General features: G+C 47.7%; 11 protein-coding genes. 7 read left to right on the forward strand and 4 right to left on the reverse strand.

What is annotated here, in order from left to right; translation table 11 throughout:
• Window positions 1–47: 47 nt before the first annotated feature.
• Entirely contained in the window at window positions 48–1,397 is a 1,350-nt protein-coding gene (locus DESAL_RS03910) for an L-serine ammonia-lyase (RefSeq protein WP_015850668.1), read from the reverse strand.
• A 96-nt stretch (window positions 1,398–1,493) separates the two neighbouring features.
• On the opposite strand from DESAL_RS03910, the gene DESAL_RS03915 reads away from it, so the two are divergent.
• Window positions 1,494–1,898 (forward strand): 2-thiouracil desulfurase family protein, encoded by a 405-nt coding sequence (locus DESAL_RS03915; RefSeq protein ID WP_015850669.1) that lies wholly within the window; start codon window positions 1,494–1,496, stop codon window positions 1,896–1,898.
• Between the two features lie 74 nt (window positions 1,899–1,972).
• Here the strand turns inward: DESAL_RS03915 and DESAL_RS03920 are convergent, their stop codons facing one another.
• A complete protein-coding gene (locus DESAL_RS03920) occupies window positions 1,973–2,242 on the reverse strand; it encodes a hypothetical protein (RefSeq protein ID WP_015850670.1) in 270 nt (89 codons plus the stop codon).
• Between the two features lie 10 nt (window positions 2,243–2,252).
• Entirely contained in the window at window positions 2,253–2,909 is a 657-nt protein-coding gene (locus tag DESAL_RS03925; RefSeq protein ID WP_015850671.1) for a YkgJ family cysteine cluster protein, read from the reverse strand.
• Window positions 2,910–3,295: 386 nt separating this feature from the next.
• On the opposite strand from DESAL_RS03925, the gene dsrA reads away from it, so the two are divergent.
• The 4 genes from dsrA to DESAL_RS03945 all read left to right on the forward strand — a co-directional run bounded on the left by dsrA (window position 3,296) and on the right by DESAL_RS03945 (window position 7,651).
• Window positions 3,296–4,609 carry a dissimilatory-type sulfite reductase subunit alpha gene (gene dsrA, locus DESAL_RS03930; protein WP_015850672.1) on the forward strand — a complete coding sequence of 438 codons (1,314 nt, stop codon included), beginning with the start codon at window positions 3,296–3,298 and terminating at the stop codon, window positions 4,607–4,609.
• A gap of 15 nt (window positions 4,610–4,624) precedes the next feature.
• Window positions 4,625–5,770 (forward strand): dissimilatory-type sulfite reductase subunit beta, encoded by a 1,146-nt coding sequence (gene dsrB, locus DESAL_RS03935; protein ID WP_015850673.1) that lies wholly within the window; start codon window positions 4,625–4,627, stop codon window positions 5,768–5,770.
• A gap of 65 nt (window positions 5,771–5,835) precedes the next feature.
• Complete coding sequence (locus DESAL_RS03940; protein WP_015850674.1) at window positions 5,836–6,084, forward strand: dissimilatory sulfite reductase D family protein; 249 nt, start codon at window positions 5,836–5,838, stop codon at window positions 6,082–6,084.
• A 181-nt stretch (window positions 6,085–6,265) separates the two neighbouring features.
• Window positions 6,266–7,651 carry a cobyrinic acid a,c-diamide synthase CobB gene (locus DESAL_RS03945; protein ID WP_015850675.1) on the forward strand — a complete coding sequence of 462 codons (1,386 nt, stop codon included), beginning with the start codon at window positions 6,266–6,268 and terminating at the stop codon, window positions 7,649–7,651.
• A gap of 2 nt (window positions 7,652–7,653) precedes the next feature.
• Here DESAL_RS03945 and DESAL_RS03950 read toward each other — a convergent pair whose 3' ends face one another.
• A complete protein-coding gene (locus DESAL_RS03950) occupies window positions 7,654–8,400 on the reverse strand; it encodes a hypothetical protein (protein ID WP_015850676.1) in 747 nt (248 codons plus the stop codon).
• Window positions 8,401–8,509: 109 nt separating this feature from the next.
• On the opposite strand from DESAL_RS03950, the gene lgt reads away from it, so the two are divergent.
• Together lgt and DESAL_RS03960 are read left to right on the forward strand one after the other, a co-directional pair.
• A complete protein-coding gene (gene lgt, locus DESAL_RS03955) occupies window positions 8,510–9,322 on the forward strand; it encodes a prolipoprotein diacylglyceryl transferase (protein WP_015850677.1) in 813 nt (270 codons plus the stop codon).
• Between the two features lie 245 nt (window positions 9,323–9,567).
• Window positions 9,568–12,024: a FecR domain-containing protein gene (locus DESAL_RS03960; RefSeq protein ID WP_015850678.1), complete on the forward strand. Its 2,457-nt coding sequence runs from the start codon at window positions 9,568–9,570 to the stop codon at window positions 12,022–12,024.
• Window positions 12,025–12,231: the final 207 nt, after the last annotated feature.

Consider the following 12,231-nt stretch of genomic DNA (forward strand, 5'->3'; position numbering starts at 1 on the left):
CATTCATGATATTGCGACCTTTTTTTGTTTTACGCTCGGAATTGATATTAACAGTTGGGAACCGACACGGCCAGCCCACCCAGCGAAGTTTCTTTGTATTTTGCATTCATATCCTTGCCTGTTTCAGCCATAGCCTTGACGACTTCATCAAAACTTACTTTGTGGAATTCTTCATTTTCCACAGAAGCAATGAGGTAAGAATTGTATGCCCGGACTACACCCATTGCATTACGCTCAATGCAAGGTATCTGAACGTATCCTCCAACAGGGTCGCAGGTAAGACCAAGGTGGTGTTCCAAGGCAGACTCTGCGGCATTCTCAGTGCGCCAGAAACGGTGGCCGTTGGCATATGCAATCAAACCGGCAGCCATCGCTGATGCGACTCCGACTTCGCCCTGACATCCGACTTCCGCTCCAGCGATACTGGCGTTATGCTTGGCAATGAAACCGAGTGCAGCAGCAATGAGCATGCCTTCACGAACTCTTTCGCGTTCTATGCCGAGCTCTTCTTCAAGGGCATAGACCGCAGCAGGAATAACTCCGGCGGAACCGGAGGTCGGTGCTGTAACGACTATATGTCCGGCAGCATTCTCTTCAGATGCGGCAAAACCGTAGGCATTAAGGCGGAGCAAAAAACTATCGGCACAGTTTGGTTGAGAACTGTTTTCGAAAAGACGTTTGGCTTTGCGGTGAAGGCCGATAGGTCCGGGCAGTATGCCTTCGGCAGTAAGGCCGTTGCGGACAGCCTGTTTCATGGCATCAAGGATAGCATCCAGTTTTTCGTATATTTCGTCTTCGGAAATTCCGCTGATAGCTGTTTCGTTGGCTAGAATTGCCTGATGCATGCGCAATCCTTCGTCTGAAAGAATGGCTTTAAGTTCATCCATATTTGAATATTGGTAAGGAGGGACACGCGGAATCTCAGCCGGTTGGCCTTTCCATTTAATGAAACCGCCGCCGATGGAATAATATTCCTGTTCGAATAGAATTTCTTCACCTTTGCGAAGTCGCAGAAGCAGGGTGTTTGCATATGGAAAATCGTTCTCTACTTCAGCAAAGACAACATCTTTGACGCTCAAGCCTAAAGATATCCGCCCGCTTTCAAATTGGCGGGAAGTACCATCAGCTAAGGAATCAAGAAACTCGCATTCAACATTCTCCGGCTTGAAGCCGAGTAGTCCGGCAACTACAGCTCGGTCAGTTCCGTGGCCTTCGCCGGTGGCGCTGAGACTGCCGTACAGCCTGATTTCGATGTTGTCTGGCTGTTCTTCAAATGAAAGGTCTGCCACGGCTAGATGAAAATTGTATCCGGCTTTCATGGGGCCGATCGTATGGGAGCTTGAAGGACCGGGGCCGATTTTGAAAAGTTCGAAAACAGATGTGGTAATGGCGGTCATAACTCCTCCTTGACTGAGGTATTTGTTTATGAAAATTATCATTAGCACATCGCGTAGAACCTAACAATGCAGATCTGTTTTTCGGAGGTTAAGAATATGTATATAGTAAGCGGTTGTCTGGCGGGACTTTGCTGCCGTTATGACGGCGGTGACAATGCTGATGAAAGGGTTATGCAGCTTGTCTCTGAAGGTAAGGCTATTCCGGTCTGCCCGGAACAGTTGGGCGGGCTGACAACTCCTCGTCCACCATGTGAGATCGTTGAAGGAAAGGTCCTTAGCGATCAGGGCGAGGATGTAACGGAACTTTTCTGGCGCGGGGCAGAGGAAGCTCTCAAGCTCGCAAAGCTTGCAGGCAGCAAGAAAGCTATCTTGAAGGCACGCTCTCCATCATGCGGTATCGGAAAAATTTATGACGGTACCTTCGGTGGAAATTTGATCGATGGTGACGGACTATTTGCTGCTATGCTCAGAAAAGAAGGTTTTGAGCTGGAAACAGAATAAAAAACATCCCGGAAATCCATAAAAGATTACCGGGATATTTTTTTGCTAAAGCAAGATCTGAATTACTCATTTAATTAATGAGTAATCTTGTCCTCTTTAATAAGCTGCTGAGCAACATTGAGGTCGTAAAGCGCTAGAGGATTACGGTCTGAACCGCGCTTTTTGTATTCTTCTGCAGCTTCCATGATCACATCGTAGGGCAGCCATTCGTGCTGGTCCCAGATAGTGGGGTTGTCATTGGACCAGAGTCTGAACTCGATTGATCCTTCATTCTCCCGCACGTACATCTTGGTGTCACGGGTCTGCAGGGACGGGTAGTAATATAGTCCGCGTTGGTCTTTCATTATATAATCCTTAAAGTTTGCGCAGTGAAAAAGATTTTCCATTGGGAGTCGCAATGATGCCGTATCCCTTGATGAGGACAGTCATTGGTCTGCCGAAGAAGAAATCCATGGATTCTTGCGGGAGTCCTGCTTTTTCCATGACAAGTTCACGAATGGAGCTGTCGAAAATCAGCATTTCGCGCAGGTCTGCCTGAATCTTTTCGCTTTCATCCCAGTTTTCAACAGCTGCGGCTGCCAGCTCGGACATTTTGACGGGATCACATTTGTTGTCGTGGTCTTCGATGAGTTCAAGAACAGGATGCCCAGCGGGAAGAACGTCTTTTCTGGTCAGACGATCTTTGCTGTAAATTTCCATCAAAGGTTCCGGGTCTTCACAGAAAAGTTTTTGACATTCAAGAGGGCGGCTCTTGTAAATGCGACAGACATTTGAAGCCTGGGCAAGAAATTTACAGATCCATTCTCCGCCGGATCCTTTAATTTTGAGAATTTCTTCATCAAGGGGAAGTACTGCTCCAACAGGCTGGTCGTAAGCAAGTTCACCTTTGCGAAGGGTAACAATATCAGTAAGGTCAATGCCGTCTGCTTCTTTAAGCAGGGGCAGGTCCTGAGTGTGTAGTGCCGGGCCGCCTTTACGGCAGCAGGTACCGCATTGTTTGCATTCGTTCATATTTTAGGAATCACTTTTTCAAGTTTATGTTGCTGGTTATCAAAAATTTTTGTAGGAAATATTGCTACTGACGCACCTTGTGTTCGGGATGAGTAAATACGCTGAATCCGGCTAGCTTGGCAAGTCCGAGTTTTCTCAATTCTGATAATTTGAATCATGTATTGACAACGGGCGTATCCGGCGTGTTAGTTAATTATCCAGCACTATAGGTTGTGTTTTTTTTCACTTAAGGGTATCTTTCCCTCCCCTTGCATCGTAATGATGAGGGGGTCTCGCACTAAGAGAGGAAAGCAACCGGGCTGATGTCGGTTTATCCGGCTGACGTACCGGATGCCTAATTTGTATTGGTAGGTATATCTTATTAAACTTTATGGAGGTTTAAGGGAATGGCGAAACACAAAACTCCCTTGTTGGACGAACTTGAAAGCGGGCCATGGCCTAGCTTCGTGTCCGACGTTAAACAAGAAGCCGAAGTTAGAGCTAAAAACGAGAAGGGCGTGGAATATCAGATTCCCGTCGAAGTTTGTGATGACCTTCTCGGTGTTCTCGAGCTGTCTTATGCTGATGGTGAAACTCACTGGAAACACGGCGGTATCGTTGGCGTTTTCGGTTACGGCGGCGGCGTTATCGGTCGTTACTGTGACCAGCCCGAAATGTTCCCCGGCGTTGCACACTTTCACACCGTTCGTGTTGCACAGCCCACCGCTAAGTACTACACCACCGAGTTCCTGAACAAGATCATCGACATTTGGGATATGCGCGGTTCCGGTCTGACCAACATGCACGGTTCTACCGGTGACATCGTCTTCCTCGGTACCACCACTCCTCAGCTCGAAGAAATCTTCTTCGAACTGACCCACAATGCAGACGTTGACCTTGGTGGCTCCGGCTCCAACCTGCGTACCCCTGCAGCATGTCTCGGTATGTCCCGTTGTGAGTACGCTTGTTACGACGCACAGGCACTCTGCTACGACATGACCATGGAATTCCAGGACGAACTTCACCGTCCCGCTTTCCCTTACAAGTTCAAATTCAAATTTGATGCTTGCCCCAACAGCTGCGTATGTGCTCTCGCACGTTCCGACTTCTCTGTTGTAGGTATCTGGAAAGACGAAATCCGCATCGACCAGGAAGCTGTTGCAGCTTACGTTGGTGGTGAGTTCAAGCCTAACGCTGGCGCTCACTCCGGCCGTGACTGGGGTGCATTCGACATTCAGAAAGAAGTTGTTGATCTCTGCCCCGGTAAGTGCATCAAGTACGCTGACGGCAAACTCGAAATCAACGATAAAGAATGTATGCACTGCATGCACTGCATCAACACCATGCCTCGCGCACTGATGATCGGTAACGATCGCGGCGCATCCATCCTTTGTGGTGCTAAAGCTCCGATCCTCGACGGTCCTCAGCTCAGCTCCCTCCTCGTACCCTTCATCAAGGTTGAAGAGCCTTTCGACGAAGTTAAGGAAGTTGTTGAAAACATTTGGGACTGGTGGATGGAAGAAGGTAAAAACCGTGAGCGTCTCGGTGAGACCATGCGTCGCATGGGCTTCCAGAAGCTTCTCGAAGTTACCGGAATCAAGGCTGATCCCAGACACGTTCAGGAACCCAGACATAACCCCTACATCTTCTGGAAAGCTGAAGATGTTGATGGTCCTTGGGAACGTGACGTTAACGAATACAGAAAAAGACACCAGAGATAATACGGGAGGACAGACATGGCGTTCGTTTCTTCTGGCTACAATCCAGACAAACCGATGGAAAACCGGATTTCGGACATTGGACCTCGCGACTTCAGAGAGTTCCTGCCCCCGGTTATCAAGAACAACTACGGCAAGTGGCTCTACCACGAAATCATTGAACCCGGCGTACTGGTACACGTTGCTGAATCCGGCGACGAAGTATACACCGTCCGCTGCGGTACTGCTCGCCTCATGAGTATTACCCTGATTCGTGAAATGTGCGAAGTTGCTGACAAGCACTGTGACGGATACCTCCGTTTCACCACTCGTAACAACGTTGAGTTCATGACCGACTCTAAGGACAAAATGATTGCCCTTAAAGAAGATCTGCTCAGCCGTAAGTTCGAAGGTGGTTCCTACAAATTCCCCGTCGGTGGTACCGGTGCTGGTGTATCCAACATCGTTCACACTCAGGGTTGGGTTCACTGCCACACCCCCGCTACCGATGCTTCCGGTACTGTTAAAGTCATCATGGATGACCTCTTTGATGAGTTCACCGGCCACAACATGCCCGCACCCGTGCGTATCGCTGTTGCTTGCTGCCTGAACATGTGTGGTGCTTGCCACTGCTCCGACATCGCTGTTGTCGGTATTCACCGTAAGCCCCCCATCATTGACCACGAGTACCTCGACAACCTCTGCGAAATTCCTCTTGCAGTAGCTTCCTGCCCCACCGGTGCTGTTCGTCCTTCTAAGATCGAACTCGATGGTAAGCAGTACAAGACTGTTGCTATTAAAGAAGAACGCTGCATGTACTGCGGTAACTGCTACACCATGTGCCCCTCCCTGCCCCTCTCCGATAAGGAAGGTGACGGTATCGCACTGATGGTTGGTGGTAAGGTTTCTAACCGTATCTCCATGCCTAAGTTCTCCAAGGTTGTTGTTGCATTTATTCCTAACGAACCTCCTCGTTGGCCCACACTTACCAAGACTATCCGCAAGATCGTGGAAGTCTACAAAGCTGAAGCTAACAAGTACGAGCGTCTGGGTGACTGGGCAGAGCGTATTGGTTGGGAACGTTTCTTCGAGAAAACCGGTCTGGAGTTCACTCCTCACCTGATCGATGATTTCCGTGATCCCGCTTACTACACTTGGCGTCAGTCCACTCAGTTCAAGTTCTAATTCGAATTGAGAAATACGGGGTGCGGTGTTTTGCCGCACCCCTTTAAAAAAGAAAGGGGCTTATTATGCCGATCGATATGGATTCCGCTAAAGTAGAAATCCTGGACTTCCTCGAGAAGAAAACAGGTGCTAAAAGCAAATTTTACTTCAATGACTTCACCAAGCTCTTTCCGGATGCAAAGGGTCGCGAAGTTAAGAAAGTTCTGACCGCTCTCGTTAAAGAAGAGAAGATTGAGTACTGGTCCTCCGGTTCTACCACTATGTATGGTCTGACCGGTGCCGGTAAGCAGAGTGGTGCTGAACACGAAGATTAATTTTTCGTTTAGTTCGACTCTTAAATGCCTTGTCCCTTGGGACAAGGCATTTTTTTATGCTTCAGCCCTTATTTGCACAGGAAGGAAAGGTGATTTTCCTTGTCTTTTTTGCGTTGAAACACTACTGAATCCATTGTGCAGACGAGCATTATTTAGAATTTTTAAGGGCGTGAGCAGCGAAATGAATTTTCCACGTATTGTTTTGGCCGGACTCAGCGGCGGCACAGGTAAGACCATTGTCACACTCGGGCTCTGCCGGGCCTTCCGCAATCAGGGCAGGGCGGTTAAACCGTTCAAAAAAGGTCCCGATTATATTGACGCCCGCTGGCTGGGACTGGCTTCAGGCCAGTATGCCACCAATCTTGATCCTTTCCTCATGCCCAACGATAAGCTCATCTCCCTTTTTCTGGAAAAAGGGCAGGGGGCCGATATTTCCATTGTAGAAGGTAACCGTGGTCTTTTTGACGGCAAAGATGTGGACGGATCTTGCTCCACAGCGGAACTTGCCAGAATTATCAAAGCACCGGTTCTCCTGACTATAGACTGCACAAAGATGACCCGTACTGTGGCTGCCATTGTAGCTGGTTGCAAAGCTTTTGAAGATGGTTTTAACCTTGCCGGGGTAATCCTCAACCGAACAGCAGGGGAGCGCCATCGCAACATTCTCAAAAATTCCATTGAAGCCTATACTGATATTCCCGTGCTGGGCATGCTTCCCAAATTGAAGGAAAATCCCATTCCCGAGCGGCATATGGGTCTTGTTTCAAATACCGAATATGGCGCAGTGGATAAGGCTCTGGATACACTTGGCCAGATGGCTGAGGATTGTCTTGATCTGGAAGCAATCCGCAAAATTGCTGAGAATTCCTCTTCTGAACTTAAAACAGAAGAGTCTGCATGGTCTGGTATAGAGCTTTCTAGTGAGTCCAAGCCCGTCATCGGTGTTGTGCGTGATGAAGCACTCTGGTTTTATTATGAAGAAAACTTGGAAGCATTGCGCAGGGCCGGAGCCGAGGTAAAAGAGGTTTCTATTTTTTCATCTGAACCTTGGCCTGAAATCCACGGGCTTTACTTGGGTGGAGGATTCCCTGAGACCCTTGCCCCGGAAATTTCTCGTAATAGCGTTATCCGTGAATATGTGCGGAGCCTTGCTGAATCAGGTTTGCCCATTTTTGCCGAATGTGGCGGATTTATGTATCTCGGGCGTGATGTTGAGTATGAAGGGCAGAAATACGCTATGTCCGGTGTGCTAGATCTTTCTACCCGCCTTTGCCCCCGACCGCAGGGGTTAGGCTATACATCCGGTAAAATAGTCCACGACAATCCCTTCCTGCCTGTAGGGACCGAAGTCATCGGTCATGAATTCCATTATTCACTCTGTGTTGATAACAACGAAACAGCGCCCAAATACGCCCTTGATATGTCACGCGGTAAAGGTATGGCTGACGGACACGACGGACTAATCCGAGACAATATCTATGCCGGTTACAACCACATCCACGCCCTGAGCATGCCATGCTGGGCCAATAATTTCGTTAAGGCTGCTGAAAAATTCAAGAATAAATAGGTTTATGGCATAAATGCCCTGGCTATGCGGAAGATGTCGTCATAGCTGAGTTTAGCCCGGATACCGAGGCTCATTTCAGAAGCCATATCCATTTTTGTTTTTGAATAAGCTAAAATTTGTTCGGCCTGAACTTTGAGATTGGACTTAAGTATTCTGTGGTCAAATCCGTCAATGACCTGAGTTATGCCGTTGGCGTAATAAGGTGTTTTGATGTGTGGGACCAACTGTTCGAGCTGCTGTTTGCCTTCTTTGCGGCTGAGGATGATGTGGAAGAGCATTTTGACCAGTAAACGGTCCGGCTGTAATTTGTGGTCAAATTCAAGAAGCAGAGCAGGGTCTGATTGTGTATCCAGCAAACCGTCCAACAGTCCGTGGGCCAAGGTAAAAGCTTTTTTTTCAGAAATTACAGATACAGGATAGTGCGAAGCCATGCGCACAAAGCTGATACGTGGATTCTCTTGTGATGACATAGCCAGCAGTGCTATTTGCATGGTCTCCAGCTTGCGTGAGTATTCTTCAGCTAGTGTTGTCCTCTTGGCTTCAGCAAGGCGGCGCACTGTAGTTTCATCGAGTTCGGAAAATGCAGTTTCCAACAAAAATTTGATGTAAGGTTCACGCGTATAGCGTATCTCTTCCTCAAGGACTTTTCTGCTACGCTTAACATCAATAAGTTTTTTGATTGATAGCCAGTATGCGGCAAGCCCCTCGGCGGGCATTTCCAGAATATCAAAATCTTTTTGTTCTTCCATGGGATTTCCTTGTATTTCCTGTGTACAGATTGTAACTGAATTTGTCCGGGAAACATAGTCCGTCCAGAGTAGTTTTTTGTTTAAGGATTTTTATAAGTAGGTAAAGAATATGATTGTATTGCCGGAGTTTGATACCGTTGCTTTTAGATTAGGACCTCTCAAGGCCAATTGGTATGGCCTGATGTATATGATCGGTTTCGCCATAGCGTGGACCTTGGGGCGCTACAGGGCTTCAAAAAAGACAAATAATTGGACTGCACAGCAGGTCGATGACCTGATTACATGGCTGGTGGTCGGTCTGGTTGTAGGTGCGCGTCTTGGATACTGTCTGATTTACGAACCTGAATATTTTGTAGCTAATCCCATGGATATTTTGGCGGTCTGGAAGGGCGGAATGTCTTTTCATGGCGGTGCTGCCGGTGTAGCAATTGTCGCATGGAGATTTGCAAAATCCACCAATAGGACAACTCTTGATGTGGGTGATTTCCTTGTTCCTTTAGCTCCGCTAGGTCTACTCTGCGGTCGTTTGGGGAACTTTATTAATGGAGAACTCTGGGGCCGGGTAACTGATATGCCTTGGGGTATGGTTTTTCCCAGTCAGCGTGCAGGGAATCTGCCCCGACACCCTTCGCAACTCTATGAGGGAGCACTGGAAGGGCTGTTGCTTTTCTTGATTCTCTGGATCTGGTCTGCAAAACCCCGTCAAAGGGGTACCACCACAGGAATATTCCTCATGGGCTATGGATTCTTCAGAGCCTTTGTAGAGTTTTTCCGTCAGCCTGATCCACAGCTTGGTTTTGTTGCCTTCGGTTGGTTGACAATGGGGCAGTTGCTTTGTGTGCCTATGATTTTGGCCGGATTGGCTTTGTTTGTCTGGGGGCTGAAGAAAGGACCTATACCCCCTGCTGCCGATACAGCATAATTGACCGTTAATAATCATACTGAACAAATTCCCCTGTGCGAAAGTGCAGGGGAATTTGTTTTAAAAATTAATTGCCACTGTCAAATAATATATTATTCATTAGTTGAGTGGGTTGAATTGATAATGATTATTATTCTATGAAAGTGGTCGGTTAGGAGTAATAAAAGAGTGTGTACTTACCTTGCAAAAGTGAAATGAAGACTTATCCTGCCATTAGGGTCTAAATTTTACCTGCGGGGTGTACCATGTCCCCTGAAACGGTCACTCAAAACGCTATCGGCGTTATTCTCACCGTTAGTGGTGAGGTCTCACTTAAGTCTTCTGAAGGCTTGAGGTTGGCTGAGTCCGGCTCATCGGTTTTTCGTGGTGATGAGCTTATAACCGGAGTAGACGGGCAGGTCGAAGTCCGTTTTGCTGACGATACCCTCCTTTCTCAGGGCGCACAGTCCGCCATCTTCCTCGATGATTATGTCTACGATGAGGTAGACGAAGAATCCTCGGATCTTTTCTTTAAAATGGGTACCGGGACTTTTCGTATGGTTACCGGAAAAATAGCCGAACAGAACCCTGAGCGGTTCAAGATCGGCTCTCCTCTTGCCACGATCGGTATTCGCGGGACTATTACCGTTCACGAGATAGGTCCTGATGGCGAAAAGCACGGTGTAGAAGAAATTCACAGTGGTAAGGCGTTACTGGTACAGAGTATTGATGGTTCCATCCGTCAGATTGCTTCACCTCGTGCCTTGGTTGATATTGCAAGTTCGGGATTGATGAGCAGTGTTCGTGTTATGACTGTCGCTGAATTCAACCAATTTCAGTCCATCGCCCCTGCCGCAATACAAGAGGAGCAGATAATCGAGGAACAACGTAGGGAAGAACAGCAAGAGCAACAGGATCTGCAAGGAGGCGAAGAACAACAAAACGAAGATGGAGCCGAAATCTCAGGACAGCAGGGTGAACAGCAGGTAGAGGGAGAACTTCCTGAAGTCGGTGGTGAAGCTCTGGGATTTGGCGGAGACGGTGTCTTGTCGGGCGGTGAAGGTGTGTTTGGCGGGCAGGAGCCTGTAGATGCAACCATGCTTGCTGCCGCAGAAGAGATTTTTGGAGCTTTGGCTGAAGACGATGTTGATACTGTCGTTGATTTGCTTGGAGGTTTCATAATTGATTCCGCCGGAGATTCAACTTCAGACGACGTTGGTGATGATAGTACTGATGATGAAATCATTGAGTTAGTAGAAGATACTGCCCCTGTTCCGGTTGAAACTACCAGTGAAACTACCGATGAAACGAGTAATGAAACTTCCGGAGACGGCATTGATTGGGGTGATGCCACCGAAAGTGCTGATCGTTGGACGGGAACTGTAAATACGGATTACTACGATGGCCGTGGCGGAGACGATTACATAGATGGAAAGGAAGGAAATGATACCCTTAAGGGCGGTGACGGGAACGATATCATTTATGGCAACATTGGAGATGACCTGATCGAAGGTGGTTCCGGTGCTGATACCCTTGATGGGGGAGATGGGCAGGATATTTTTCGTTATAGTGAAGCTGAAGGTCTGTCTGGTGAAGAACTGCAATCTTTTTCCAGTGCTGATGACACTCTTGACTTTAGTGGTGAAAATTTTAGCGAAACCGCTATTTTCGCGGCCATTGAAGCGAACGACTATACTGGTACCAATGTGACTATGGGCACCACCCCTGTCTTTGTTTTCGATGCAGGTGGTAAGCTCTGGTATGATTCCAACGGTGTAGATGCAGGCGGCCATACTTTGATTACCAAGGTAAGCGGCGACGCTGTTGTCGCTTCTGATCTCACTGTTGACGGTGCAGCTATCGAAGAAGCTGTGCAGTGGGAAACTGGTGCAGAGTCCGGTGAAACATGGGTCGGAACTTCCAAGACCGACTATTATAATGGTGCAGGCGGCGATGACTCCATCAGCGGCAAGCAGGGTGTTGATACTTTGTTCGGTGGTCTCGGTGACGATATTATCGATGGTGGAAACGGTGCGGACAGCATTGATGGCGGTGGTGGCAATGATACCATTTATGGTGGGCAGAACGCGGATTATATTGATGGTGGAGCCGATAATGACCTGATTTACGGTGGGCAGAACGGTGATACCATGATTGGCGGTGAAGGAAATGACACTGTCTCATACGAAGGCGGATCCGCTGTGCAGGTCAATCTTGCAGATGGTACTGTTTCCGGTGGTTCCAATACTGATACGCTGGTAAGTATAGAAAACGTAATTGGTACTGATAACAATGACGCGCTCAATGGTTGTGATGCTCCCAACTCACTTTCCGGGGGAGCCGGGGACGATACGCTGTTCGGTTCAGGTGATGCAGACTACTTGTCCGGTGGAACTGGGGATGATGTTTTTTCCTATACTTCTTCAGCTGAAGGTCGCGATACCATTGCCGATTTTGTGAGCGCGGATGACAGTTTCTATTTCTCCTCAGAATTCAATTCAAATTACACTTTCATTAATGTGACTCCCGGAGAAGGTGTGCCTTATGATGGTCAGACCGGTCCGGCTGACGGTACCGCTTATTTTGTTTTTGATTCAGACAATGGTCAGCTTTGGTATGACCCTGATGGAAGTGCCGCCAGCTCTGATCATGCACTTATCGCTACTGTTTTTGGAGATTCTGTAGTGGAAAGTGATATCTCGGTGGAAAGTGGAATGTCTTGATTCTATTTTTGAATTTAATGTGAATTACTGCATGAAAATATTGATGTAATTTAGATTGCTTGGTGTGTTTATGTTAGTATTCTATAAGGTGTGAGCGTTACTGTTGTTCTTGTGATTTGTGTCTCGCTCTTTGGTGTTGTTGACTTGCAAGCTTAAAATCTATTATTGTTTGTTAATGGTGGAGTGCTTATAAAAAGTAGAGGGAAT

The organism is Maridesulfovibrio salexigens DSM 2638, from assembly GCF_000023445.1.
Taxonomy (GTDB): Bacteria; Desulfobacterota; Desulfovibrionia; order Desulfovibrionales; family Desulfovibrionaceae; genus Maridesulfovibrio; species Maridesulfovibrio salexigens.

Coding starts and splice junctions, on each gene's coding strand:
- dsrA (WP_015850672.1), top strand. CDS start 3,296: ATGGCGAAACACAAAACTCCCTTGTTGGACGAACTTGAAAGCGGGCCA.
- DESAL_RS03960 (WP_015850678.1), top strand. CDS start 9,568: ATGTCCCCTGAAACGGTCACTCAAAACGCTATCGGCGTTATTCTCACC.
- DESAL_RS03940 (WP_015850674.1), top strand. CDS start 5,836: ATGCCGATCGATATGGATTCCGCTAAAGTAGAAATCCTGGACTTCCTC.
- dsrB (WP_015850673.1), top strand. CDS start 4,625: ATGGCGTTCGTTTCTTCTGGCTACAATCCAGACAAACCGATGGAAAAC.
- lgt (WP_015850677.1), top strand. CDS start 8,510: ATGATTGTATTGCCGGAGTTTGATACCGTTGCTTTTAGATTAGGACCT.
- DESAL_RS03915 (WP_015850669.1), top strand. CDS start 1,494: ATGTATATAGTAAGCGGTTGTCTGGCGGGACTTTGCTGCCGTTATGAC.
- DESAL_RS03925 (WP_015850671.1), bottom strand. CDS start 2,909: ATGAACGAATGCAAACAATGCGGTACCTGCTGCCGTAAAGGCGGCCCG.
- DESAL_RS03920 (WP_015850670.1), bottom strand. CDS start 2,242: ATGAAAGACCAACGCGGACTATATTACTACCCGTCCCTGCAGACCCGT.
- DESAL_RS03945 (WP_015850675.1), top strand. CDS start 6,266: ATGAATTTTCCACGTATTGTTTTGGCCGGACTCAGCGGCGGCACAGGT.
- DESAL_RS03910 (WP_015850668.1), bottom strand. CDS start 1,397: ATGACCGCCATTACCACATCTGTTTTCGAACTTTTCAAAATCGGCCCC.
- DESAL_RS03950 (WP_015850676.1), bottom strand. CDS start 8,400: ATGGAAGAACAAAAAGATTTTGATATTCTGGAAATGCCCGCCGAGGGG.